Genomic DNA, 26,069 nt, shown 5'->3' with positions numbered 1-26,069 from the left:
CCCTGTGCCCGGCTGGCATGAGCAGGTACAAAAACGCCCGGTCACAAGACCGGGCGTTTTTTATGTCAGCCCTCCTGATACCACGCGGCCGGGGACCTTAGTGAGCAAGCGCATTCAACAGCGCGGCATGAAAGCGCTTGGGGTCCTGTAATTGCGGCGAATGTCCCAGATCCGGAAACTCCACCAGCTTTGAATCCGGAATGGCGGCGACGGCGTTTTTTGCCAGCACGGGATAATGTCCCAGCGTGGCCCGCACCTGCGGCGGAGCAGCATCGCGCCCGATGGCGGTGGTATCCTTGTCACCCACCATCAGAACCGTAGGCACACGCAAATGTCCAAGTTCGTAAACAACGGGCTGGGTATAAATCATGTCGTAGAGCCGGGCCGAACTCCATGCCACTATGTCCCGACCCGGACCGCGATACATGCCCGCGAGCATCTGCACCCATTGTTCGTAGGCGGGTTGCCAGACGCCCGCATAATACACCTGTGTTTCATATGCGCGTATGCTCGCGTCCGTCGTCTTTTGCTCCCGTGCGTACCAGTCATTCACGCTCAGGGACGGAACCCCCAGCGCTTTCCAGTCTTCCAGACCGATCGGATCGACCAGCACGAGTTGCTCAACCGATGCAGGGTACATCAGCCCATAGCGAATGGCCAGCATACCCCCGGTGGAATGCCCGACCAGCACCGCACGGTCTATGCCCAGATGGGCCAGCAGGTCATGAGTATTGCGCGCAAGCTCCTGAAAACTGAACTGGTAGTTATCCGGCTTGTCCGACTTGCAAAAACCGATCTGGTCCGGCACGACCACCCGAAAATTCTGCGCAACCAGCACGTTGACAGTGTTGACCCAGGTCGCGGCACAGAAATTCTTGCCATGTAACAGCACAACGGTGCGACCGTTGGGTGTTTTAGACCGAATGTCCATATATGCCATGTGCAACTTCTGTCGCTGGGACATGACATCGAATGTCGCCACAGGCCACGGATAGGCAAATCCTTCCAGATTGGGACCATAAACGTCGGCTGCGGCACCGGGGCGGACAGACAGCGGCAATGCCCAGAGACCTGCGCATAACAGAGCGACCCTGATTTTTTTGGCTGACCTGCTCTTCATGATTTTTCTTCCCCAGACAACCTGCACATGAACGATCCTGACAGGCGAACATCGCTCCCACCTGCGCAAAACGCCCCCAATGCCGTCAGGTGCGCAATATCAGGTTCACAAACTGCGCCACATCGCCAGTCCAACCAGTCCTGTGCGTGAGGTGGCCGCAGAGGTCAGGATTTTTCCTTTGCAAAAAAGCGGAAAAGCGGCCCGGTCAGGGTTGTCGAAATAATTGCCAGCACCATCAGGGCAGCGAACGCGAATTCCGACAGCATGCCCTGTTCATGCAGGATGGTCGCCGCGACAATTTCCATCAGCCCTTTGCACTGCAACAACGCACCAATACTCATGGCCTGGCGCGTGTTCAGCCCCCCCACAGGCGGGAAAAGCCACACAGCCCCCATTTTGGTGACAATGGAAATGACGACGAGGATAAGCGACCCCTGGATGGACGGCCAGGTCAGCGCATCGCCATCGATCCGCAACCCGCTATGACCGAAGAACATGGGGGCCAGCCACATCAGAGAGAAAACCCCGACCTGCTCAACTGGCAAACGCCTGACCCAGCTTGGCGGCATGATGGCGCCCGCGAAATAGGCCCCGATCAGCTCGTGCAGCCCCAGTTGATGGCTCGCCCATGACCCGGCCGCCAGATACACCGGTACCGTTGCCCATATGACCCATTGGGGGGGATGGCGGAAATGACGTGCCGCCCACAACCCCGCATAAGTCAGCGCGATAAGCAGCAGGATCGCCACAAACTGTAGATGTGTCCAGCCATGCAGGGCCGATGGGCCTTTGGCAATGAACTGGAGTACGGCAAGCCCGATCCACAAGGCGGCATCGTCGATGACGGCAAGTTTCAGCGCCAGTTGCCCGACACGACTGTGGACCGGGTCCAGTTCACGGACCACGCCAATCAGAACGGGCAGGGCGCTGACGGCAATACACAGACCGATGGACGCTGCGGCAATTCCCGGGCTTACCCGTGGCGCATGCCAGCCGGGCAGGGGCAGGAAAAACCAGTAGACAAGGGCCGAGCCGACAATAAAAGGACCACCCAAAGCAACGACAGCCCCGCCCAGAAGCCGCCCGATGGACGGAGAGGCAAAAGCGTCGGACGACGTATCCTGCCCCGGGTGCTGCCACATTTCCAGTCCGGCGGTAAACGCCATGACCAGTACCGCGATCCAGCCGATTTCCTCACCCAGGGCGGAGGGAATACCAATCTGCGAGACCGGAACATGGAACGCGGCCAGAAGTATACCGATCAAGATCGGGATTACAGCAATAGGTATCTGTCGTCCAAGACCGCGCCATATAAGCCACGGAAGAAGAACAAATACAAATATATCAGATATAATACCAAACATATTTGCCATCGCCTTATCCGTTTTTTTTCATACCGATGAACTATTATGCATAAAAATCATAAATTTGCAAATATCAATCCATTGCATCGGAATTCCCGCATTTTCTGCCATCGCCAGAAAATCTATACCAATCACAACAAAAGTATAAAAAATAAATTGTCTTTTATATTCTCATGCCTACCAATCAATATTTTATTGCATGAAAATTACAGCACTCCGAATATTCCAATACCATCCCCGCACACCCCCGCCGGGGTATCTGCCGTGCAAACGCCCCCAAAAACTCTGCGAGATGCTGGGGACAGGTCAGGGCTCTCACTCTATTGTGAGGATGGGTCAGCTTTCAGCCTGCAGGGCTTCGCGCTTGAGTTCAAGTTCGAGCCAGCGCTCCTCGCATTCCGCCAGCTTCGTTTCCGTTTTCTGCAGTTCGTCTGTATAGCGCTCGAATGCCGCCTGATCGCGGGTATACAGATTGGGATCGAGCAGTTTTTCCCTTAGTCCCTGCGCGTGGGATTCCAGTTTCTCCATTTCACGCGGCAGGTTATCCAGCGCGTACTGGTCCTTGTAGCTCAACTTTTTTGTCGCCACCTTGGCCGTCGTGGCCCGTGGTTTGGCTGCTGCCTCCAGTACGGGTGCAGTTATTGTAAGCGGCTGCTGGTTGCGTTGGGCCAGCATGTCGGTATAGCCGCCTGCATATTCGATCCAGCGACCATCCCCCTGCGTTGCCAGCAGCGAGGTGGCAACCCTGTCCAGGAAGTCACGGTCATGGCTGACAAGCAGCACCGTACCTTCATAGGCGCAGAGCATATCTTCAAGAATATCCAGCGTTTCAAGGTCGAGATCGTTGGTGGGTTCGTCAAGCACCAGCAGGTTCGACGCCCTTGCCAGGGCACAGGCGAGCATCAGACGGCCACGCTCCCCCCCTGACAGAGCGCTGACAGGTGTGCGGGCCTGTTCGGGACGAAAGAGAAATTCTTTCATATACCCGATCACATGGCGCTTTTCGGCGCCGACCTGCACCATATCTCCCCCGCCCTCGGTCAGGGTATCGGCCAGGGTCCGTTCGGGGTCCAGCATGCGACGCTGCTGGTCGAGCGTGACCATGCTGAGGGACGGCCCCAGGCTTATGCTGCCTTCATCGGGTGTGTCCTGCCCGGTCAGGAGCCGCAGCAATGTTGTCTTGCCCGCCCCGTTCGCGCCCACAATGCCAAGCCGGTCACCCCGCAATACCCGAAGGTCGAGGTTATCGATAACCCGCTTTTCGCCCCAGGATTTACTGACATGCTCCGCCACGGCCACCAGCCGGCTGGATGTAGGGGCCGCCTGTGTTGCCAGCGTGACCGTACCCACCGCCCGCACGGCATCGCGCTTTGTGGCACGCAGGGCCGCCAGTTCTCGCACCCGGCGGACATTGCGCTTGCGCCGGGCTGTCACGCCATAGCGCATCCAGTCTTCCTCCCGCGCGATCTGGCGGTCGAGTTTATGTGCGTCGCGTTCTTCCTGTTCCAGAAGTTCCTCACGCCAGGCCTCGAAACGATCGAAACCTTCGTCCAGTCGGCGGGTAACACCCCGATCCAGCCAGACGACCGAGCGCGACAGCGTGGCCAGCAGACGCCTGTCATGACTGATAATGACCAGTGCCGTGCCAAGCCCCAGCAGTTCACGCTCCAGCCATTCGATGGTGGGCATGTCCAGGTGGTTGGTCGGCTCGTCCAGCAGCAGCACATCAGGGGCGGCGGCCAGAACACCGGCAATGGCGCAGCGCCGGGCCTCCCCCCCTGACAGGTGCTGTGTGCCTTCGCTGCCGGTCAGGCCCAGAGCGTCCAGCATGGGGGCTGCCCGCCAGGCCTTGGCCGGATCGGTGATCTGCGCGGCCACGTAATCGCCCGTAGTCGCATACGCGCTCAGATCTGGCTCCTGGGGCAGGTAGCGCAGGGATGCACCGGGCTGCACGAACACCGTTCCGGAATCGGGCTGGATAACACCGGCCGCAATTTTCAGCAGGGTCGACTTGCCCGACCCGTTACGGCCGACAAGACACAGCCTTTCCCCCCGACCGACGGCAAAGCCAGCACCTTCAAGCAGCGGCCTTCCACCCAGCGTGAGTGTAATATCCTGCAGGTTCAAAAGAGGGGGAGACGCCATAGGTTACTGCTCGCCGGAGGCTTATCGCCACATGTCTGGTTATCGAATACAGACCGGCCGTACCACGTCCCCCATGGGGTTCAGGCTCTGGCCAGTCCCGCGCTGCTTACGGCCTGATAGGTGGCCACGGCAAGGGTCATCGGGTCGAACGGTTTTGTTATAACAAAACAGGGCTCCAGGGTCTCCCCGGTCAGCAAGCGTTCGGGATAGGCGGTGACGTAAATGACGGGCACCTCGAACAGGGCCGTAATGGACGCGACCGCCGCCATGCCATCTCCCCCTGTACCCAGATTGATATCGGCCAGTACCAGACCGGGCCGGGTCTCACGCGCCAGTTCCACAGCATCGTCCTGGGTGTGGGCGACACCGGCCACCTTATGCCCACATTGCAGGACAAGCTGCTCGATATCCATGGCGATAATGGGCTCATCCTCAATGATCAGCACCGATGTCTGCACCCCTTCGTGCAGCATGGCCTGCGCCTGCTCCAGTTCGTCCTGCGCCTGGTCCGCGGGCACGCCGAGGATTTTGGACGCAACCTCCACATTGATTTCCTCCAGCGTCGTCAGCAGCAGAAGCTGGCGCTGGCGCAGGGATATGCCGTTGGGATAGGATGCCTGCCCGGGATGACGCGGCACATATTGCCTCGAAATAGCCTGATAGAGCTGCTGCAAGGGGGTAAGGCCCTCGGTGGGCCGTTGGGTGGAAAGCCCGCGCAGACTTTCCGCCACCAGGAGATCGCCCGCGGGCTGGCTGCCCGTAAGCGCCCGCGCGTAACGTCGGCCATAGGGGAGGGCCCGTATCAGACCGTCACGCAGCGACTCTGCCATGGCAAACTTCCTTCATGACTGGATCATGACAAAAACAACCGATGGCGCAATGATGGCACGCCAAGCCATCCGCCGAAAGGGGTATCCACTCTGGCAAACGATGGACAACCTTCCGCCCATGCCACGCGCGACATTTTTCGCACGGAACTGCTGGCACTGGTACCGGCGCTGCGCGGTGGCGCACGCTTTTACACACGCGACCCCGCACAGGCCGACGACCTGGTGCAGGAAACGGTTCTGCGCGCCCTTGCCGGGGCCGACACGTTTGTACCCGGCAGCAACATGCGGGCATGGTGCTTTACGATCCTGCGTAATTTTTTCCTCGAGCAGATGCGCAGAGGCCGCAAGGAACGCGAATTGCTGGCCCAATACGGCAAGGATACCGAACCCTCTCCATCCAGCACTTCGACATGGAAAGGCGAAGACCTGCACGAACTGGAGCATTTGCTCTGGCAACTCTCCCCCGTCCTGCGCGAAGCCCTGGTCCTGATCGGCGCACAGGAAATGACCTATATGGAAGCAGCGCAGGTGTGCGGGGTAGAAGTCGGCACCATGAAAGCCCGCGTATCCCGTGCGCGGGCCATGCTGCGCACCATTATGGACCAGCATAGCTGAGACCACGGACCCGCGGCCACCGCTACTCCCTGCTGTTTGCCCCACGGCCCGAGGCCAACGCTGCCGGATAACAGGCACGCCTGCAATCGCGCCGTAGACCTGACCGGGACAGCCGGACGGCCCCTGGGCTGCTGCCCAGAAAACCACGCTCTCTTTTTCGTGATCTCAATGCGCGATCCGCATGTAACCTTTCAGCCCCCCGAGACATTGAACACATAAGAAGAAAACAAACCGGGGGAAAAACAATGTCAGACACGTTCCATGACCAGATCATAGCCATTCTGCCCAAGCTGCGCATTCAAGCCCTGGCGCTGACCCGTAACCGGACAGTTGCGGAAGACCTGGTGCAGGATGCAGTCTGCAACGCGCTGTCGGCCAAGGCCAGCTTCATGCCTGGCACGAATTTCGGGGCGTGGATGCACCGTATCATGCGTAACCGCTTTATTTCCGACCTGCGCAAAAAACGTGAGACATCAGACCTGGACGACGCCCCCCAGTCCTTTCTGGCGGTCGGCCCCACGCATGAAGACAGGCTGGCCCTGCACGAACTGGATGCAGCGCTTGCACGGCTGCCAGACGACCAGCGGGAAGCTTTGGTGCTAGGGGTTCTGGAAGGGATCAGCTATCAGGAACTTGCTGAGGTTTCAGGGTGCGCGGTCGGTACCGCCAAGAGTCGGGTGTTCAGGGCCAGAAGGCAACTGGAAATCTGGCTGATGGGGGATGAGGCAGCGGCAGATCGAAAAACCGCGGACAGGAAAGATCACAAGGCAGCAGCACGGCCCAGGCCGGCCGGAAGAAACGCCAGGGACGTCGTATCTTACGCAAGCGCTGCAGAGGTTTGATTGTCATGGCGCAGCCTGGGCTCGACACGCAGCAGAACTGCACGGTCACTCAGCAGACCGCAAGGCGGGTACAATTACCCCGCAAGGGACACTGCACGCTGGAGTTCAGATTGGGTAAGAGTATGGAAGACACTCCCTCCCGAAAGCCAAAGAAAGCCCGGGACGAGGCGTTCAATATCTGGCTTCGACGAGGTCTGCATCAGTTGTTCGACGATGTTGTCAATGAACCTGTGCCCGAGGAACTGCTTAAACTTATTCAGGAAGACCGCGAAAAACAGGACTGAACCTTCTTGAAAGCCTTTTTGTGGTGGTTTTTCGTTACCCGGCGGGTTGCTATCAGCTTCCTGTCGGGGTTGGGGCGCGTTTTCAGCACCACCAGCGCACGCATGCGGGTTCTGATCTGCCTTTCCGCTATTCCCGTCATGGTAATCGGCACGTCACTGGCCTTACGCAGCTACCAGGAAAGCACGATTGGCAGCGCGCAACGGGCGGCATCCGCCATCATGCGGCTAGATCTCCAGTTCCGCCACGATACCGACCGCCTGCGCAGCGCGTTGGAAACCATCGGCAACATGGACCTGACGCCCGATCAGATCGTTCATTCGCTAAGACTGGCCGAAACCATAAGCGGGCAGCGTTACTGTCTGCTGAGCGTACTGGATGGCGACCGGCGCATGATGGCTTCGGTCTCGCCCCCGGGGCGTTCATGTGCGCGGGTCGGAAGTCTGGCCCCACCCGGCCCCGTCAAGGAAACCCTGATCGAAGCCGTCCAGAAAAGCGGCGGGACGGAGGATAACGGCGCGTTCCTGCGCATTACGGTGCCTGCGGTCTTTCTCGCGCTACCCGAAACCCATGGCTACCTGATGGGCATCATCCAGATTTCGCGCACCAGCGCCTATCTTGCCGGAACGTCAGGGTGGGAAGTTTTTTCCGATGACAGCAGCCCGGTCAAGGCGTGGCTGATCATGCATAACGGCGAAATCTTTCCCGTCTGCACGGATTGCGGCTGGAGCGCGCCACCGCCAGCCCTTGTCGATGTCCTGAAAAACCGCCTGACGGATACGGGGCGATCCATTGTCTCCCTCCCTTCAGCCGAAGGCGGGTACGCACTCGGCGCGATTGCAGGTGGGGCCGATATTCTGGTGTCCACCCAAAGAACCCCGCTCGAGGCCGCGGCCCTGCGCAACATGCTGTTCCAGATCACCGCGCTGCTGGTGTTTCTGGCCGCAGGGCTGATCGGTGTGACCCTGGCCGCCAATATCGTTCTGGTCTGGCCGCTGCGCAGACTGACCTATTCCGTTCAGAAATGGCAGATGGAAGGGGTGTTCGACACCCATATTACACGCTCCATGCCGCTTGAACTCCAGCGACTGGGCCAGGCGTTCACCCGTGCGACACGCCGCCTGTCCCGGCACGAAGCGCGACTGAAAAAAGCCGTCGCACACCAGCAACTGCTGATGAAGGAAATTCATCACCGCGTTAAGAACAATCTCCAGATCGTGGCCTCCCTGCTCAACCTGCAGGCCAACCAGATATCCCACCCTGAAGTGCGGGCAGAATTCGCACTGGCCCGTGACAGAATCCGCGCACTGTCCACCCTGCATCGCACCCTGTACGCCGAAGATGCGCTGACCAGCCTGAACATGGCGGTTTTCCTGAAAGACCTGTGCGAACAGACACTGGACATTGCGGGCGAGGCCAAGGCAGGGCGCATCACGCTTGATATCCGCTCAGACAATTTCTGGATGGACCCGGATCAGGCTGTCCCGCTTGCACTTATTGTCACCGAGGTCGTGACCAACTCCATCAAATATGCTTTCCCCGACGGGCGGGCAGGGACAATCCACATGTGCCTGCGTCGTGACGGCAATCTGGTGACACTCCAGATCGGCGATGATGGTATAGGCTGTGATTTCCAGAAGACCGCCCCCCAGGGCATCGGCCTCAAACTCATTCACGGCTTCGCCAGACAGTTGAAAGCAACCCTGACCTATACCGGCGAAGGAGGGGTGCGGTTCACACTCATCATGCATCTGGATGAACGGCTGCCCGACAGCCACACTCTTTCCGAATAAAAGTTATGACGCAAATGCAGCGGCGCATGGCGCTCTAAAGTGTTTGCGTCGTGCGCCAAGCGGTATAAACGCCTTATCCTATGAGCAACGAAAAAGCAGCAATACGCGAGTGGACCCGCACGCAATCCCGTCTGGGACGCAAGGCAGTGCGGTCTGTCGTGGGGTCGGGGCTGCTCGCGGGTCTTGTCGGCATCGGCCAGGCCTGGTGTGTAGCGGTCATTCTCGGGCACGCCCTTGTGGTCTGGAAAGGAGCGGGCGACGGCCAGCCTTTCCCGCTGTGGCCGGTTCTGCTTTTTCCCTGCCTTGCCGTGCTGCGCGCACTGGCCATGATCGGGGGCGACATGGGAGCGGCCCGTGCCGGCATTGCCGCACGGCAGAGATTGCGCGCAGAGGTCCTGTCCTCCATCCTGGCCGGTGGCCCCAGCCTGCTCAGGCGCACCCATAGCGGAGCACTGGCCGCGACCGTCATCGACCGGATCGAAGCGCTGGACGGGTTTTTCGGCCACTGGCTGCCTGCCTCCGTTCTCTGGATCGCAACACCCCTTGCCATTCTGGTGCCGGTCGGTCTGGTGCAGCCGCGCGCGGCCCTTGTTCTGGGTCTGTGTGGCCTGTCCGTACCATTCTGCCAGGCCGCGTTCGGCATTGGTGCGGCAGTCGCGTCACGCAATCAGTTCCTTGCCATGACACGCCTGCAGGCCCGTTTTCTCGACCGGGTGAAAGGCATTGCCACAATCGTCCTTGCTGGCCGGGCGGATGACGAAGCCCTTAAACTGGCAACTGCGGCTGACGAGCTGCGTGTACGCACCATGAAAATCCTGCGGGTGGCATTCCTGTCCTCCGCCTCCATCGACTGCGCCATGGCCGTTGCCTTCATTCTGCTTGCTGTCATGAACGGCCACCAGGCCCTGAGCATGGTGGCCGGGGCAGAGGGGCAGCCCGCACCGGGACTGGAACACAGCATGACGGCCGGCCTGTTCGCCCTGCTGGCCGTACCGGAGTTTTTCGCCCCGCTCCGCGCCCTTGCCCTTGCCTATCAGGACCGGGCCCATGCCCAGGGTGCGGCGACGGCCATACTGGACCTGCCGGTAGCGAAGACGCGCCCTGCATCCGCCCCGGGCCCTGTGGTTCTGCCGTCAAGCGTAAGCATTGCGATGGAGGATGTCAGCTTCACATGGGATGCCGCCCGCGGCACCGCCCTTGAGCATGTCAGTTTCAGCGTGCCTGCGGGTGAAACATTGGTGCTGGCCGGGCCATCGGGTTCCGGAAAATCCACGATCATGGAAGTGCTGCTGGGCTTTATCCGGCCCGATAGCGGGCAGGTTCTGTTCAACAACACCCCGACCGAAACCCTCGCACCTGAAATCCTGTCAGGCATGATTTCGTGGATCGGGCAGAAACCCGTGCTGTTTGCGGGCTCCCTGCGCGAGAATATTCTGTTCGCCAAACCCGACGCCAGCGACGCCGCCCTTGCCACAGCCATCAGGGCCGCATCTCTGGACGAATTTCTGCCCGGCCTGCCCGACGGGCTGGAAACACAGGTGGGTGAGGGCGGGTTCGGGCTCTCTGGTGGACAGGCACAACGTGTCGCCATTGCCCGGGCCTATCTCAAAAACGCCCCCGTCCTGTTGCTGGACGAACCCACCGCCCACCTGGACCCGGAGACGGAAAAAACCGTGTTTGAAAGCCTGCAACGCCTGGCCTCCGGCCGCACGGTCATTCTCGCTACGCACTCCACCGCCATCAGCATGTTTGCGGGCCAGCGTATAGACCTGCAGAACGGTCACGTCGTTTTTCAGCAGGGAGCCGCCTGAGCATGAACACTCCCATGCCAGACCATGGCACTGCCCCCGCTGCGGTTTTGCCCACATCCTCTCCCCATGCGACAGATCGTCAGGCCATTCTTACCCTTGTCGGATTATGGCGCGCACAGGCTGCGCGGCTGGCTGTCGGGGGCGTTCTTGCCCTGCTGGCGCTGGCCTGCGGGCTGGCCCTCGTGCGTTCATCGGGCCTGAGACTGGCCGGATGTATCACGGGTGAAATCATCGTTACCACCGCGTTCCTGCAATGGGTGGGGGCAGGGCGGGTTGCGCTGCGCTATGCCGAACGACTGGGCACGCATGACGCAATGTTCCGCGCCTTGTCTGACCTGCGCGTCTGGTTTTTCCGCTCGCTCGCCAACGGGGCCGCAGCCGGGCTGGGCTTTCGCCGGTCGGGCGACATGCTGTCCCGCCTGGTATCGGATATCGGCGCGCTGGACGGGCTTTACCTGCGCCTTGTCGTGCCGCTGGCCTGCGCCTGCGTAACGTTTCCGGTCCTGCTTGCGTTCGCGCTGCAACTCGATACAGGTCTTGCCGTGGTGATCGGCGTGCTGTTCGCATGCGGGGCCTTCGTTATCCCCTGGCGGATCGCACGGTCCGGGCGCTCGGCAGCCGGACAGATGGCCACCCAGCTTGCCCATCTGCGGGTCAGCGTTCTCGATCTGATCGGCGGGCTGCGTGAAATCCGGGCATTTGGTGCGGAAAAACGCATGCTGGCCAGTGTCCGCGCAAGTGACGCGGCCCTCCTGCAAAGCCAGATGACACTTGCCCGACGGTCGGCCTTTGCCGGGGCGGGAGCATTTCTGTGCGGACAGGCCGCTATTTTTGTCGTCCTGCTGGCCATTGCAGGTATTATCTTTCCCGCCATTCCGGTCCTGAAAGGTATCGGACTGCTGTTCCTGAGCGTTGCCGCCTTCGAAAGTGTCAGCACGTTGACAAGGGCTGGGCTGCAGGCGGGTACCATGGCAGCGGCGGCGGTCAGGGTGGTCGATATCGCCGGAGATGATCGCCGCGGCCATGCCGACAACACATTGCAAGCAGCCCCCGCAGGAACCGAGATCCGCTTCAGCAACGTGGCCTTCCGCTGGTCGGATGACCGCGCATGGGTGTTCCAGGACCTGAACCTCGATATTCCCCCGGGTGCTCGCGTGGCCATTCTGGGCCCGTCGGGCATTGGCAAATCCAGCCTGGCAGCCATGCTGCTGCGTGCGGCAGACCCGCAGGCTGGCACGATCACCCTGGGTGGCGAAAACATAGCCCACATCCGCCCCGACAGCCTGCGTGCGCGCATGGCGTGGCTGTCGCAGGCAACCCACCTGTTTGACGATACCATACGGGCCAATCTGCTGCTCGGTCGCCCCGACGCGGCGGAAGCCGATCTGTGGCAGGCCCTGGACGACGCCGCCATTGGCGATGTCGTGCGCGACCTGCCCGAAGGGCTGGACACATGGCTGGGTGAGGGCGGACTGCGGCTGTCCGGCGGACAGGGCAGGCGTATTGCACTGGCCCGCACGCTGCTGACCCAGGCCCCCATCCTTATTCTGGACGAACCCGCGACCGGGCTGGATGCACAGACAGAGCAGGAATTCCTTGAAACCCTTAATACCGTCACGACAGGCCGAACGGTTATTCTGATCACCCACAGGCTGACCGGGGTGGAAAAACTGGACCATGTCTGGTGGCTTGCCGGCGGGCAGGCGATGATGGCAAATGCCTGACAGCACAACCCGTAGTTGACGGATTAGACCCTCGTGAGGCACCAAGGAAGAGAGGTTTCAATATTTCAGCCGGGAATTATCATGATACGTCGTCTTATCCCCGTTGCAGGGCTCTGCCTCCTTAGCGCGTGCGCTACGCAGGCACCGCGTAAATACGTGGTTTTTTTCGCCAACCAGTCCGCGACGCTGGACGACGCGGCCAATGCTGTTATCGCACAGGTCGCGGACAAGGCCCGTGCCCATCCCTCACGGATCGTGAAGGTTGAAGGCTATGCCGCTGCCGGCAGCAACCTCTCGGCCGATGCGCTGCTGGCAATCGATCGCGCCAAAGCGGTCACTGCCAAACTGTTCGAGGACGGGGTTGCGGGTGATCGTATTCTCCAGACCCCTCGCGCGCCCAGCAACGCGGAAGGCATGGAAGTCGGCGCCCGGCGTGTGGAAATCGAGATTACCAGCCCCTGAACACGACGCCTGCACCATCCGCCATGCATGAAATGGACCAGGGTTCTGTAGCCCTGCCCACGGGGGGTGCTCGTCATGGCCCCCCGCGTGACCGCTTTGTCGATAAAACGCCCCAAGAGGTTCTTCAGGCGGTTTTCGGCTTTCATGGATTTCGCAGCCTGCAATCCAGAGCGGTCGAAAACGTCATGCACGGGCGCGATACGCTGGTGCTGATGCCTACAGGTGGCGGCAAAAGCATCTGCTATCAGGTGCCCGCCCTCTGCCGTCCGGGCATGGGGCTGGTTATTTCGCCCCTGATCGCGCTGATGGACGACCAGGTTGCGGCACTCCGTCAGGTCGGCATTAACGCCGCCGCCATGCATTCTGAACTGGAAGCCAGCGAGTCTGCACAGGTCAGGGCCGATCTGGCACAGGGGCGGGTCGATCTGCTGTATATTTCGCCCGAACGGCTGCTGTCATCGGGCACGCTGGACCGGCTTTCGACAATTCCGCTTTCGGTCATCGCCATTGACGAAGCGCATTGCATCTCGGCCTGGGGGCATGAATTCCGGCCGGAATACCGCGCCCTGACAGCGCTGCCCCGGCATTTCCCCAATGTACCCCGCATTGCCCTGACCGCCACGGCCGATGAACGCACGCGCGAAGATATTCTCGCCGCACTCGACATGCCGCATGCGGATGTTCTGGTTTCCAGCTTCCATCGGCCCAACCTGAATATCGCCGTCCAGCCCAAGGGCTCCGAACTCAAGCAGTTGCAGGACGCGCTGGCACGGCACAAGGCTGCCGCCAGTATCGTCTATTGCGGCAGCCGCGCGCGAACGGAACGGATTGCTGCGTCCCTGCGCGAAAAGGGCTGGGCCGCACTGGCCTATCACGCCGGGCTTTCACCGCTGGAGAAAAGAGCCGCCCTGCTGCGGTTCCGGTCAGGGGAGCCGCTGGTCATTGTCGCGACCATCGCCTTCGGCATGGGAATCGACCGGCCTGACGTACGGGCCGTGGTACATCTGGACATGCCAGCCTCGCCCGAGGCCTACTACCAGCAGATCGGTCGGGCCGGGCGCGATGGCCTGCCGTCCGACACCGTATTGCTGTACGGCGGCGAGGACATGGCCCGGGCACGCTACTGGCTGGACCAGTCAGCCGCCCCCGACCATGAAAAACGTGTCATGAGCAGCCGGCTGGAAGCCATGATCGCGCTGACCGAAACCACAAGCTGCCGCACGCGCGCCCTGCTGCACTGCTTTGGCGAAGATCTGCCCCAGCCCTGCGGCCATTGCGACAACTGCCTGCACCCGGCCCTGACGTTCGACGGCACGGAGGCGGCACGCAAGCTGCTTTCCGCCGTTTACCGCACGGGCGAAAGCTTTGGCGCCGTGCATGTCATATCGGTACTGCGCGGCAAGATGACCGAAGCCATAGGCCGTAACGGACATGACAAGCTTTCGGTCTGGGGTATAGGCAAGGACCAGAGCGAATCATTCTGGCGCAGCGTAAGCCGCCAGCTCATTGCGCGCGGGGCGCTGCGGACCCAGGCCCAGTATGGCGGCCTTGTGCTGAACCAGGCCGTGGCCCGCCCCATCCTGCGTGGCACGGAGGAGGTTCACCTGCGGGCCGATCCGGTTGTACATGCGGCCCGTGGTTCAGCCCGCCGTGGGGACGACACCGAGCCTGATCTGTCCGAAGACAGCCGTGCCCTGTTCAATGCCCTGCGCAAATGGCGACGTGAGGAAGCGCAGGAACAGGAAATCCCGCCTTACGTTATTTTCCATGACTCGGTTTTAAGGGATATCGCGCAGGAAAAGCCCGACGATCTGGAGTCACTTGGCGACATAAAAGGGGTGGGACGTTCCAAGCTGGAACGATATGGCGAGGCGGTCCTGGCCGTGATTGAGGCAAAAGATGCATGACAAATGCTGTCGATATACGCCGTGGGCGTATTCTTGAACTGGTCAACCAGCGCGGTTATCTGAGCAGCGAGGAACTGGCCCGCACGCTTGACGTGACCGTGCAGACCGTGCGGCGCGACGTGAACTGCATGGATGCGCAGGGACTCCTTGCCCGACATCACGGGGGCGCAAGCTCCCTGTCACAGGCGGAAAACATTGCCTATTCCGATCGGCAGATTCTGCATCTGCGAGAAAAGGAAGCCATTGGCCGGGAAGCAGCCCGCGCCATACCGGATGGCGCGTCCCTGTTCATCAATATCGGCACCACGACCGAGGAATTTGCCCGTTGCCTGCGGTCCCACAAGGCATTGCGGGTCATTACCAACAATATCCACGTCGCAAGCCTGCTGGCTCCCGCCCCCGATTGCAGCCTGATCATTACCGGGGGCAGCGTGCGCCTGCGCGACGGGGGCATAGTTGGCCCCGCCGCCGCCGCCATGATCGAACAGTACCGGGCCGATTTCGGTGTGATCGGCATCAGCGGTATTGATGAGGACGGCACGCTGCTCGATTTCGACGCCGATGAGATCAGCGCGGCGCAGGCCATCCTGCGCAATGCCCGGGTGGTCTTTTTATTGGCCGACCACACCAAATTCCGCCGCCGGCCCATGGCCCGGGTCGGCCACATTTCGCAGATCAGCGCATTTTACACCGATCAGCAGCCCCCCGCCGGTATTCGCGCCATCCTGCGCGATAGCGGTGTGCATCTGCATGTCGTGCCCACATAGAGCGTAGCGCAAATCTACGCGGTGCGCATTTTCGTAAACGAACATATGCGCGCCGTGTCCCACGCAGTCACGGCCAATTTCCTTGCCTTTCATTTTCGATTTCGAATAAACTGCACCGAATTTCGTTTTGATGGAACCGGCCCAGATCATGTCACAGACTGCATCGCCCAACGTACCCTATGACCTGCTTATCGTCGGCGGTGGCGTAAACGGCGCGGGTATCGCGCGCGACGCCACAGGGCGTGGCGCGTCCGTATTGCTGGTGGAACAGGACGACCTGGCCAGCTACACGTCTTCCGCCAGCACCAAGCTTATCCATGGCGGTTTGCGATACCTGGAATATTACGAATTCCGGCTGGTGCGCGAAGCCCTGATGGAGCGCGAACGGCTGCTTAAAATGGCGCCGCACATCATCTGGCCAATGCGATTCGTGCTGCCGCATTCCAAACTGGTCCGGCCTGCCTGGATGCTGCGGGCAGGTCTGTTCCTGTATGACCATCTGGCCTCCAACATGACGCTGCCCAAGTCACGCGGCATCGACTTCCGCACCCATTCATCCGGCCAGGCGCTCAAGTCCGAATACACCAAAGGTTTCGTCTATTCCGATGGCTGGGTACAGGACAGCCGCCTTGTTGTGCTCAACGCCATTGACGCGGCGCAGCGTGGCGCGGACATCCGCACCCGCACACGGCTGGTCGCGGCACGCCGCGTGAACGGTCTGTGGGAAGCCACGCTGGAAGACCGTACCACCGGCGCAACCACCACCGTGCAGGCCCGCGCGCTGGTTAACGCGGCGGGCCCCTGGGTCGCGCGTCTTCTGGCCGATACGCTCAAAGTGCCAAATTCCAAGTCGGTGCGTCTGGTCAAGGGCAGCCATATTATCGTCCCCCGCGTGTTCGAGGGGCCGCAGGCCTATATTTTCCAGAACCCCGACAAGCGTATTGTTTTCGCCATCCCCTACGAGCAGGATTTCACGCTGATCGGCACCACCGACATCCCGTGGGAGCAGGAACCCGGCAAGGTCGCCATTGCCCCGGATGAAATCAGCTATCTGTGCGAAAGCGTGAACCGTTACTTCCGCAGCACTGTGCGCGAAACCGATGTCGTGTGGAGCTACGCGGGCCTGCGCCCGCTTTATGACGACGCCTCCGCCAATGCTTCCGCCGTCACGCGCGATTACGTGCTTGACCTGGACACGCAGGACGGCGCGCCGCTGCTGTCCATTTTTGGTGGCAAGATCACGACCTACCGCAAGCTGGCCGAACACGCGATTGAAAAACTCGCCCCCGTCCTGCCCGCCGTAGCCGGCCAAAGCTGGACCGCCAATGAAGTACTGCCCGGTGGCGATATAGGGGAAGGCGGGTTTACCGCCGCCCTGGACAGGCTGCGCCGCGCGGCCTCCTGGCTGCCCGAAGCCCTGGCCTGGCGCCTCATGCGCAATTACGGCAGCCGTGCCTACGAAATCATCGGGGACGCCACGTCGCTGGCCGAACTGGGACTTCTGCCAGGCTGCGACCTGGGCACGCGTGAGATCGATTATCTGATCACGCATGAATGGGCCCGCACGGCGGAGGATATCCTGTGGCGGCGCAGCAAGCTGGGCCTGCATATGGATGACACGGCCAAAGCCGGGGTAGAGACTTATATGCGCCAGAAACTGGGGTAAGATCACACGCTCCTCCCGTAGTCCTTTCCTGAAAAACAAAAACAAAAGACGAGGAAAGATATGAACAAAGCGACCTTTGCCCTGCTGGGCGAACTGATATCGGAATGCCTGGCAACGCTTATCATTGTCATGATCGGGGATTCGGTCGTGGCCATGTATGCGCTCTATGACCCCAGCCCCTACCAGTTGTCCTACTGGGGGCTGGCCATTACGTGGGGGTTGGGTGTCACGATCGCGATCTATGTGACCGGTGCCGTATCGGGCACGCACGCAAACCCCGCCGTCACACTCGCCCTGGCCTGTTACCGTGGTTTTTCATGGAAAAAAGTCGTGCCCTACTGGGCTGCCCAGATTACGGGGGGCTTTCTTGGGGCCGCATTGGTCTACGCGCTCTACAGCCCGGTCATTGCCAGTTTCGCGCAGGCTCACCACCTCGATTTCGTTCATGACGGCGCGGCTGGTGGCGTGTTTTTCACCATGCCGGGAGCGGCCATTACCCCCCTGCATGCCCTGACTGACGAGATTATCCTGACCGCATTTCTCGTACTCGGCATTTTCGCCATAACTTGCGAATACAATACCGTGGCCCCGCAGGCCAATTCCGGCGCGCTGATAATCGGCCTGCTGGTGGCGATTATCGGTGCATCGTCCGGCAATCTGGAAGGATGGGCGCTGAATCCGGCCCGTGACTTCGGGCCACGCCTGTTCTGTTTTGTCGCGGGGTGGGGGCCTTCCGCGCTGCCAGCCCCCCAGAACTACTGGTGGGTGCCGATTGCAGGCCCGTTGCTGGGTGGACTTGTCGGGGCCACGCTGTATCAGGTTCTGGTCCGCCCGTTCATGCCCGCCAGATTGGCCAAATCCACGCCCCAGGCTGACTGAGCGTTCCATGCAGAAGGATTATTCCACATGAGCAAGCAAGACTGTGTCCTGGCGATCGATCAGGGAACGACATCAACCCGCAGTATCGTCTTCGACCGGCACGCTCAGGAACTGGCGGCGGCACGGCAGGAATTTCCCCAGCATTACCCGAATGCCGGGTGGGTGGAACACTGCCCCGAAGACATCTGGCGCGATGTGCTGAACACGGCGCGCGCGGCTCTGGAAAAAAGTGGAGCCGCCGACCGGGTGGCCGGTATCGGCATTACCAACCAGCGCGAAACCATTGTGGTATGGGAACGCGCCACGGGCAAACCCATTCACCGCGCCATCGTCTGGCAGGACCGCCGCACGGCGGCTATCTGCCAGAAGCTGCGTGAGGAAGGCGCCGAAGATCTGGTGCGCGAACGCACCGGCCTGCTGCTGGACCCGTATTTTTCGGCCACGAAGCTGGCATGGATTCTCGACAACGTGCCGGAGGCCCGGACACGGGCTGAAAAAGGCGAGCTGGCGTTCGGCACCATCGACTCCTTTATTCTCTGGCGCCTGACAGGCGGGAAGGTGCATGCAACGGACGCGACCAATGCCTCGCGCACGTCGCTGTTCGATATCCACCGCCAGATCTGGGACGAAGATCTTCTGGCCCTGTTCCATGTTCCCGCCGCTCTCCTGCCCGAAGTCAAGGACAGCAGCACCCTGTATGGCGAAACAGATCCCGCTCTGTTCGGCCGGGCAATCCCCATTGCCGGGATCGCGGGGGACCAGCAGGCCGCCGTGGTGGGGCAGGCATGCTTTACCCCCGGCATGGCCAAGGCAACCTACGGCACCGGCTGTTTTGTGCTGCTCAATACCGGGGACAAGCCGGTTGTCTCACGCAACCGGATGCTGACCACCATTGCGTACCGCCTGAACGGCAAGCCGACCTACGCGCTGGAAGGCTCTATTTTTGTGGCCGGGGCCGCAATCAAATGGCTGCGCGACGGCCTGCACCTTATTACCCATGCGTCCCAGACCGATGACATGGCCACACGTGTGCCCCACAGCCATGGTGTTTACATGGTGCCGGGCTTTGTGGGGCTGGGTGCCCCGCACTGGGACCCCGACGCGCGCGGCCTGATCTGCGGTCTGACGCTGGACGCCACAGCGGCCCATATTGCCCGCGCGGCGCTGGAATCCGTCGCGTTTCAGACCCTGGACCTGGTTACCGCCATGCAGCAGGACGGCGGGGGCGCGACCGAGAGCATTCGCGTGGACGGGGGCATGTCCGCCAATGACTGGTACTGCCAGTTCCTTGCCGACATGCTCCAGGCCAAGGTCGAACGCCCGCGCAATGTGGAAACCACGGCCATGGGGGCGGGGTTCCTTGCTGGCATGGCGACCGGCATATGGGACAGCGAAAGCACCGTTGCCACGGAATGGGCCAGAGGGTCACTGTTCGAACCCAAAATGGAGCAGGCGCAGCGCCGCACAATGATATCCGGATGGCACGAAGCGGTCAAACGCACGCTCAGCACCTATCCTGCGGGCTAACTGGGCCGGCATACCCGGCAGTTCACCCCACCGGCAGCCCGTAAACCGGGCTGCCGGGAAACCGCAGGCGCAGAAAGCCCGCTGTCTCAGTCTCCGTGGGGTGGAGCCACAACAGGAACCTGCACGGTCTGGGACGAACCACCCAGGAAAGTGAACACGACCGAAACACTCTGCCCCACCTTGAGGTCGGGTGCCGCGCCGAAACACAGCAGGTTGTACCCGCCGGCCGAGAAAGCAAGCGTCATGCCCGCCGGCAGGGCCAGATGGGTAAAAAGGTCACGCGTGGCCTCCGTTCCTTCCTGATCGGCATGGTGGCCAACCAGACGCCGGCACGCCGGTGAGGCAACGCCCGAGAGCAGGTGTGCTGCGGCCCCCGTGTTCCTTATCGTAAAATAAAGCTCGGGCACGCCATGGCTGCCGCCCAGCGCCACGCCTGTGCGGGAGATCACGATATCTTTCTGGGCGTTCTCCTGGCCGGGCACAGTGAGACCTGCCGGCTGTTCGGAAACCTGAGCCAGCGCTGTCGTAAACACGCCCAGCGTGCCGCACAGCATGGCCATGGACCGAACCGCCACCGCGATACGTTTCATGCGTTCTCCTTATTGTCTACAGACCCACGACAGGTATGGACGCGCTGGCGCGAAAGACATATCTGGTCGTAGGCATAGTGCTCTTTTAAAATGAAGCAGGTATTATCGAACTGCTTTGAGAAGAAGGTTAGCAGCAGCATGCGTTGCCCTTTTTGCGGGAACCCGGACAGCCAGGTCAAGGACAGCCGCCCGAACGAGGAGGGCTCGGCCACTCGCAGGCGGCGCGCCTGCCTGTCATGCGGGCAACGCTTCAGCACCGTGGAGCGGGTGCAACTGCGCGAACTGGTCGTGGTCAAGCAGGATGGGCGACGCGCACCGTTCGAGCGTGAAAAGCTGACCCGCTCGATCCGTATCGCATTGCGCAAGCGCCCCGTATCGGAAGAGCAGATCGAACAGATCGTGACCGGTATTGTCCGCCACCTCGAAGCATCGGGCGAGGCGGAGGCAGCCACGACACGGATTGGCGAACTGGCCATGGACGCGCTCAAGGAAGTGGACAGCGTAGGCTATGTGCGCTTCGCCAGCGTTTACAGGGATTTTCGCGAAGCACGGGATTTTTCCGAAATTCTGACGCTCATGGAAACAAGTGGCATTCGCACCCCAGAAAAAGACTAGACCTTGCGGCTTAAAACCGCCATGAAACGCCACTCCGTACAAAGCGGGCAGGAGAGGACGGATGTCAGGAACACAGGACCAACCCAAGCTGAAATCGGCGCAAAGGCCGCGTACCGCCGCCCGTGTGGCTGCCGTGCAGGCGCTGTTTCAGATCGACCAGAATGGTGATCGTCCAGACTCCGTCATCGAGCAGTTTCTTGTTCACCGCTTCGGGACCACGCTGGACGGCCAAACCTACGACGACGGCCGTATTCCCGAGGCCGACACCCAACTGTTTTCCGCGATCGTTCGCGACAGTGCCGCCAGCCACACCGCCATCATGCAGACGATCAGCGATACACTACCCGCAACCTGGCCGATCGAACGGCTGGACCCCGTGCTGCGCGCGCTTTTCCTGGCCGCCATTGCGGAAGCGCAATCGGGGGATACACCGGCAGCCGTGCTGATCAACGAATACATGGACGTCGCACACGGGTTTTTCTCGGGCGACGAACCGCGTCTGGTCAACGGCGTGCTGGATACGGTTTTCAAGCAGATGAAGGCAGCACAGGATCATGACGGTTCCCCGGCCGGCCAACCAGACTGACCTGCCGCAGGAATTCGCTTTCATCCGGCGGCATTTTGCAGCCCTTGCTGGCCCCGCCGCCCTTGAACTGCGGGATGATGCTGCCGTTTTTACCCCACCGCCGGGGCTGCAACTCGTAATCGCGACAGATGCCATGGTAGAAAATGTTCATTTTCTGCCTGATGATCCGCCCCTCACAGTCGGTCGCAAACTGCTGCGCTGCAACCTGTCAGACCTGGCTGCCATGGGTGCCAGGCCCGAGGGCTGGCTTCTGACATTCGCACGCCCACCCCACATTACCGAAGACTGGGTGGCCCAGTTCTGCACAGGGCTCAAGGCCGACCAGAACCTGTTCGGGCTCAGCCTCATGGGAGGGGACACCACCTCGACCTCCGGGCCTCTTGTCCTGTCGCTGACCATTCTGGGCTCCGTTACACCGGGCCAGGCGGTGCAACGCCGTGGGGCACAGGCGGGAGACGGCCTGTGGGTAACAGGCACGATAGGCGACGGCGCGCTGGGCCTGCGCGTTCTGCAAGGCAAGATTGAAGACCCTTCAGGCCATCTCGCCCAGCGTTACCGCCTGCCCGAACCCCGGCTGGGCCTGCCCCTGCACGATGTGGCACGCTGCGCCATGGATATATCCGACGGGCTGGTGCAGGATACGGGGCACCTTGCCCGCGAAAACGGCCTTGCCGCCGTGATCGACGCAACACAGCTCCCACTTTCCCCCGCCGCAAGGCACGCGGGCCCCGACTGGCTGCAAACCTGCCTGACAGGGGGCGACGACTACGAACTGCTGATGGCCATCCCCCCCGCGCAGGAAGAACGCCTTGCCCGCCAGGGCTACCTGCAAAGTCCCTACGGCCATGTCCCCGTCACGCGCATCGGCTATTTTCAGGACGGCGCGCCTAGTGTGCAGGTGCTGGGCGACAATGGTCACCCCCTGCCTGTCGAAACAGGCGGGTGGAGCCATCTTTAAGGGGTGATTGCTGCCGCAAGGACTGGCAGAACAGGCCGCACAGGCCCTGAAGACCTTACTAAACCGGGGAAACAGCTTTCTCGTACATGCGGTGACGCTTATATGGCGTGGGCGCGATACGCTCGATCAGCTTGCGCAGCCCTTCATGCGTTTCCAGCACCCAGCCCAGTTCTATCGTCCTGTAGGGCAGAACATGGCCACGGCGCATCAGTTCGTCGATAATCAGTACAGGCAGCATGGCGCGCAAAGCCGTGCCGAGATATTTTTTTCTCACGCCAAGCAGGACAACCCGCGCGGACCGGAAGTCATGCTGGAGAATACGCTTGCCCAGCTTCAGCCAGCCAAGGGGCGAGGGGGCTCCGCCCAGATCGCCACCTACGTCAAACATGTTGGGAACAACAAGGGCGATGGCAGCGGGTTCACCATTGACTTCGGCCAGCACGTACTGCTCCGACCGCAGAATAGGCCTGAGCGCCTTGAGCAGCCCTTCGACATCTCGCCGGGTCAAGGGCACATTGCCCCAGGTGTCGGACCAAGCATCATTATAGATATCACGCAGGATTTCCGCATCCTCCGCGATATGGTCCATGCGCAGGCCGCGCATGGTAATATTGCCCAGCCGCTCACGCAGGTTGCCTGGCAACTGGTTGGCCTGCTCGGCCGCAGGCCCGACCTCCATGCTGTAAGACAGCAAATCGACAGCCCGGCCATACCCCGCGGCCTCGACCGCGGGCCCCAGAGTGGACGGGTGCCAGGAGGTTCCGATCATGGGCATCTCATGCTGCCCTTCGACCATGAGCCCGGACTGGCCATTGCTGTTCAATGTCCACGGACCACGGATACGTTCGACCTGGCGTGCTTTCAGCCATGCCTCGGCCGCATCCATCAACGGGCGGACACAGGCGGGCTCCGCCGTATCCAGCGCGCCAAAAAAGCCGGTGCGCGGGCCGTCCTGCTTGAGAACTAGCGCATCGATCTGGGCCGATATCCGGCCGATGGGCACACCATTGCGCCATGCCAGAAAATAGCAGGCAAAACCATGATCGAAAAAATGTGCCCGTTTGGGGGACAGCAGGTCTCGCTCTTCCATGTCCAAAGGTGGCACATAGCCGGGCAGGTCATCGTAAAGAATGCGCGGAAGCTTTATAAAGAGCGAAAGCTGGCGGAAACCCGAAACAGGAGCCACGGTAATCTGGGTCGGGGAAGCCATTGCCACTCCATGATCTGGAACCTGCGAAACTTCAGGGGTGATGCCTTATTCCGCCAAATTGGGAAAGGGAAAAATTGTGACGTCTGACGCAGCTACCCCAGCGGGCACACCCGGGACCGCACGTACCATCCTGTTGACAGGCGCTACAGGTGGCATTGGCGCGGAACTGGCCTATCATTACGCAGCGCCCGGCAGAACACTGGTCCTGTGGGGCCGGAACCACCAGCGTCTGGCCGATATCGCCGCACGCTGCACCACCCGTGGCGCAAGGGTTTTTACACGGCAGATCGACCTCAAGGACGGGGATGCAGCGCTGGCCGCGTTCGATAAGGACGACGCCACCTACGCCCCTGACCTCGTGATTCTGGGTGCCGGCCTGTCCGATATTCAAACCCCCGATGATCTGACCGAGGACCCGGGCAAGGTGCTTGTACTCGCCCAGGTCAACTATGCCACCCCCGTGGCGCTGGCCACTGCGGCCGCCCGGGGTATGATCGGGCGGAACGGGGGGCAGATTGCCCTGATCGGTTCGGTAGCCGGGTCCTACGAACTGCCTTTTGCCGCAGCCTACAGCAGTTCGAAGTCCGGCCTGGCTTTTTTTGCCAAGGCGGCGGGGCTGGCCTGGCGGCAACACGGCGTGTTCGTGACACTGATCGCCCCCGGCTTTGTCGACACGCCCATGAGCCAGCGACTGGAAGGCCCGAGACCTTTCCTTGTTTCGGCCCGGTCCGCAGCCCGCCGCATTGCCCGGGCCATTGCCAGAAAGCAGCGCAATTATGTCTTTCCGTGGCCTTTCAGGGTGCTGGAGGTCGTGGTCCGTCTGGTGCCCGGCAAGCTGCGCGAACGCATTCTGCTCGGGCTGGCCGTAGACCAGAAAGACAAAGCCTGACGGCCGCGCAGGCGTGACACAGCCTTATGCAATCCCGGCTCAGCACGATCGGGCCACATCGCCAATGGCGTCACTGGCTGCGCCGATAACATGGTCGATATCCACGTCGCTCATGGGGGTGGACAGCGCCATAAGGCCGTAGCTGGCAGCAAACACGCCCCGGTTGAGCAGCCCGAGCATGAAGGTGGCCAGCGCGCGGGCCTCGGCCGGGGCGGGCAGGGCGCTGCGATAGTCCACGACCGCACGGGCGGTAAAATGGACTTTCAGCAACGAACCGGCCCCCACGGCCTGCCCCGCAACACCATGCTGTGCAAACGCCGCGTTAATGCCCGCCCGCAGCCGGTCCCCCATGGCGGCAAGACGCGAAAAAGCCGCGTGATCGAGAAGCTGAAGCGCGGCAAGACCCGCCCGCATGGAAACAGGATTGGCCGAGAACGTGCCCCCGTGGGGCAGCACCGGCTTGCCGCCTGACGGGTCGAACACCGCCATGATATCGGCCCGCCCACCCACAGCCCCGACAGGAAAACCCCCACCGATAATCTTGCCAAAGGTCGTCAGGTCCGCATTCACGCCCCACAAAGACTGAGCGCCGCCATAGCCCAGGCGGAATGTTATGACCTCATCAAAAACCAGCACCGCACCGATCTCGTCCGCCGCCAGGCGCAGGGCCTGAATATACTCGGCTGTGGCCGGCACCAGCCCCGCACGATTGGGCATCGGGTCGACCAGAATGGCCGCAAGCCTGTCTCCCTGGGCAAGAATCAGGCGGCGCGCGGCCTCGGGGTTGTTGAAGGGCAACACCAGCACATCATGCAGGACAGCCTCGGGCGTGCCTTGCGCATACGGGATGGAAGCCGGGTCCACCGTACCCCACTGCGCGGGGCCTGGGTCCAGGCTGACTTCGGCATAATCGTACGATCCGTGATACGCACCTTCCACCTTCGCGACCGCCGGGCGACCCGTAAAGGCGCGGGCCGCCTTTATGGCCATCATGACGGCCTCCGTCCCTGAATTGGTAAAACGCACGGCCTGCACGGAGCGCACGCGCGTGCAAAGCAGTTCCGCCAGGTCGATTTCTGACTCGGTCGGCAGGCCGAAGCAGGTTCCCAGTTCCAGTTGCCTGCGCACCGCCTCGTTGATGGCAGGGTGGGCGTGGCCGTGAATCTGGGCGGTAAAATTGTTGATGCAGTCTATGCGTTCATCGCCATCCACGTCCCATATGCGACTACCCGCCCCGCGCGCGACGTAGAGCGGGTAGGGCTTCATGTAGACGGTAGTACGGGTGTTCCCACCGGGCAGGAAATGCGTGGCCCGTTCATACAACGCCCGCGATGCCGAACTGGCTGAAGGATAGCGCATGCTCTCGTTCCGATTATCGAAATATTATAAAAATTTCTCAAATCCATTATCCAGATTTTCTAACGATAACGAAACAGATTTTCTTTGACATGACTGTTTTTATGGAATTAGCCTGACCACATAGAAAA

Annotated in this window: 22 protein-coding genes and 2 pseudogenes; 16 read left to right on the top strand and 8 right to left on the bottom strand. The window is 61.2% G+C overall.

What is annotated here, in order from left to right; all coding sequences use genetic code 11:
• Positions 1-97: 97 nt before the first annotated feature.
• The 4 genes from ABF990_RS01600 to ABF990_RS01585 all read right to left on the bottom strand — a co-directional run bounded on the left by ABF990_RS01600 (position 98) and on the right by ABF990_RS01585 (position 5,459).
• Positions 98-931 carry an alpha/beta fold hydrolase gene (locus tag ABF990_RS01600; RefSeq protein WP_415490112.1) on the bottom strand — a complete coding sequence of 278 codons (834 nt, stop codon included), beginning with the start codon at positions 929-931 and terminating at the stop codon, positions 98-100.
• A 353-nt stretch (positions 932-1,284) separates the two neighbouring features.
• Positions 1,285-2,493, bottom strand: a complete 1,209-nt coding sequence (locus tag ABF990_RS01595) for a cation:proton antiporter (protein WP_415490111.1) — start codon at positions 2,491-2,493, stop codon at positions 1,285-1,287.
• Between the two features lie 327 nt (positions 2,494-2,820).
• A complete protein-coding gene (locus ABF990_RS01590) occupies positions 2,821-4,629 on the bottom strand; it encodes an ABC-F family ATP-binding cassette domain-containing protein (protein ID WP_415490110.1) in 1,809 nt (602 codons plus the stop codon).
• Between the two features lie 80 nt (positions 4,630-4,709).
• Positions 4,710-5,459 (bottom strand): PhyR family response regulator anti-anti-sigma factor, encoded by a 750-nt coding sequence (locus tag ABF990_RS01585; protein WP_415490109.1) that lies wholly within the window; start codon positions 5,457-5,459, stop codon positions 4,710-4,712.
• Between the two features lie 168 nt (positions 5,460-5,627).
• Between ABF990_RS01585 and ABF990_RS01580 the strand changes: the two genes are divergently transcribed.
• From ABF990_RS01580 to glpK, 12 genes are all read left to right on the top strand, one after another.
• The gene (locus ABF990_RS01580; RefSeq protein WP_415490221.1) at positions 5,628-6,074 is read left to right on the top strand and encodes a sigma-70 family RNA polymerase sigma factor; all 447 of its coding nucleotides are present in this window, start codon (positions 5,628-5,630) and stop codon (positions 6,072-6,074) included.
• A 245-nt stretch (positions 6,075-6,319) separates the two neighbouring features.
• Positions 6,320-6,916, top strand: a complete 597-nt coding sequence (locus tag ABF990_RS01575) for a sigma-70 family RNA polymerase sigma factor (RefSeq protein WP_415490108.1) — start codon at positions 6,320-6,322, stop codon at positions 6,914-6,916.
• Between the two features lie 5 nt (positions 6,917-6,921).
• Entirely contained in the window at positions 6,922-7,200 is a 279-nt protein-coding gene (locus ABF990_RS01570; protein ID WP_415490107.1) for a NepR family anti-sigma factor, read from the top strand.
• Positions 7,201-7,302: 102 nt separating this feature from the next.
• Entirely contained in the window at positions 7,303-8,991 is a 1,689-nt protein-coding gene (locus ABF990_RS01565) for a sensor histidine kinase (protein ID WP_415490220.1), read from the top strand.
• A gap of 80 nt (positions 8,992-9,071) precedes the next feature.
• Positions 9,072-10,802 (top strand): thiol reductant ABC exporter subunit CydD, encoded by a 1,731-nt coding sequence (gene cydD / locus ABF990_RS01560; protein WP_415499847.1) that lies wholly within the window; start codon positions 9,072-9,074, stop codon positions 10,800-10,802.
• 2 nt (positions 10,803-10,804) lie between these two features.
• Positions 10,805-12,526 (top strand): thiol reductant ABC exporter subunit CydC, encoded by a 1,722-nt coding sequence (gene cydC / locus ABF990_RS01555; RefSeq protein ID WP_415490104.1) that lies wholly within the window; start codon positions 10,805-10,807, stop codon positions 12,524-12,526.
• A gap of 84 nt (positions 12,527-12,610) precedes the next feature.
• Positions 12,611-12,988, top strand: a complete 378-nt coding sequence (locus tag ABF990_RS01550) for an OmpA family protein (RefSeq protein WP_415490219.1) — start codon at positions 12,611-12,613, stop codon at positions 12,986-12,988.
• A gap of 32 nt (positions 12,989-13,020) precedes the next feature.
• The gene (gene recQ / locus ABF990_RS01545) at positions 13,021-14,895 is read left to right on the top strand and encodes a DNA helicase RecQ (RefSeq protein ID WP_415490103.1); all 1,875 of its coding nucleotides are present in this window, start codon (positions 13,021-13,023) and stop codon (positions 14,893-14,895) included.
• The gene (locus tag ABF990_RS01540) at positions 14,892-15,662 is read left to right on the top strand and encodes a DeoR/GlpR family DNA-binding transcription regulator (protein WP_415490102.1); all 771 of its coding nucleotides are present in this window, start codon (positions 14,892-14,894) and stop codon (positions 15,660-15,662) included. Before recQ ends, ABF990_RS01540 begins: the two co-directional genes overlap by 4 nt.
• Before the next feature lie 148 nt (positions 15,663-15,810).
• A complete protein-coding gene (gene glpD, locus ABF990_RS01535) occupies positions 15,811-17,328 on the top strand; it encodes a glycerol-3-phosphate dehydrogenase (protein WP_415490101.1) in 1,518 nt (505 codons plus the stop codon).
• 60 nt (positions 17,329-17,388) lie between these two features.
• On the top strand, positions 17,389-18,207 hold the full coding sequence (locus ABF990_RS01530; protein ID WP_415490100.1) for an MIP/aquaporin family protein: 819 nt from the start codon (positions 17,389-17,391) through the stop codon (positions 18,205-18,207).
• 27 nt (positions 18,208-18,234) lie between these two features.
• Positions 18,235-19,734, top strand: a complete 1,500-nt coding sequence (gene glpK, locus ABF990_RS01525) for a glycerol kinase GlpK (RefSeq protein ID WP_415490099.1) — start codon at positions 18,235-18,237, stop codon at positions 19,732-19,734.
• 86 nt (positions 19,735-19,820) lie between these two features.
• Here glpK and ABF990_RS01520 read toward each other — a convergent pair whose 3' ends face one another.
• Positions 19,821-20,324 carry a copper chaperone PCu(A)C gene (locus ABF990_RS01520; RefSeq protein ID WP_415490098.1) on the bottom strand — a complete coding sequence of 168 codons (504 nt, stop codon included), beginning with the start codon at positions 20,322-20,324 and terminating at the stop codon, positions 19,821-19,823.
• Positions 20,325-20,462: 138 nt separating this feature from the next.
• Here ABF990_RS01520 and nrdR point away from each other — a divergent pair, with 138 nt between their 5' ends.
• The 3 genes from nrdR to thiL all read left to right on the top strand — a co-directional run bounded on the left by nrdR (position 20,463) and on the right by thiL (position 22,483).
• Positions 20,463-20,939 (top strand): transcriptional regulator NrdR, encoded by a 477-nt coding sequence (gene nrdR / locus ABF990_RS01515; protein WP_415499848.1) that lies wholly within the window; start codon positions 20,463-20,465, stop codon positions 20,937-20,939.
• A 61-nt stretch (positions 20,940-21,000) separates the two neighbouring features.
• Positions 21,001-21,525: a transcription antitermination factor NusB gene (gene nusB, locus ABF990_RS01510; protein WP_415499849.1), complete on the top strand. Its 525-nt coding sequence runs from the start codon at positions 21,001-21,003 to the stop codon at positions 21,523-21,525.
• The gene (gene thiL / locus ABF990_RS01505; protein ID WP_415499850.1) at positions 21,494-22,483 is read left to right on the top strand and encodes a thiamine-phosphate kinase; all 990 of its coding nucleotides are present in this window, start codon (positions 21,494-21,496) and stop codon (positions 22,481-22,483) included. The genes nusB and thiL overlap by 32 nt, the downstream gene beginning before the upstream one ends.
• Positions 22,484-22,541: 58 nt before the next feature.
• Here the strand turns inward: thiL and ABF990_RS01500 are convergent, their stop codons facing one another.
• Positions 22,542-23,693 (bottom strand): hypothetical protein, encoded by a 1,152-nt coding sequence (locus ABF990_RS01500; RefSeq protein WP_415499852.1) that lies wholly within the window; start codon positions 23,691-23,693, stop codon positions 22,542-22,544.
• A 40-nt stretch (positions 23,694-23,733) separates the two neighbouring features.
• Here ABF990_RS01500 and ABF990_RS01495 point away from each other — a divergent pair.
• A pseudogene (locus tag ABF990_RS01495) lies at positions 23,734-24,363 on the top strand (SDR family NAD(P)-dependent oxidoreductase); the annotation flags it as partial.
• Between the two features lie 66 nt (positions 24,364-24,429).
• Here the strand turns inward: ABF990_RS01495 and ABF990_RS01490 are convergent.
• Together ABF990_RS01490 and ABF990_RS01485 are read right to left on the bottom strand one after the other, a co-directional pair.
• Positions 24,430-24,567 (bottom strand): annotated as a pseudogene (locus tag ABF990_RS01490) (hypothetical protein); the annotation flags it as partial.
• A 54-nt stretch (positions 24,568-24,621) separates the two neighbouring features.
• Positions 24,622-25,941: an aspartate aminotransferase family protein gene (locus ABF990_RS01485; protein ID WP_415499853.1), complete on the bottom strand. Its 1,320-nt coding sequence runs from the start codon at positions 25,939-25,941 to the stop codon at positions 24,622-24,624.
• Positions 25,942-26,069: the final 128 nt, after the last annotated feature.

Source organism: Acetobacter sp. (genome assembly GCF_047723915.1).
Classification (GTDB): domain Bacteria; phylum Pseudomonadota; class Alphaproteobacteria; order Acetobacterales; family Acetobacteraceae; genus Acetobacter.
Note: the sequence above shows the minus strand (reverse complement) of the source record. Positions and strands in the feature narration are given on the sequence as shown.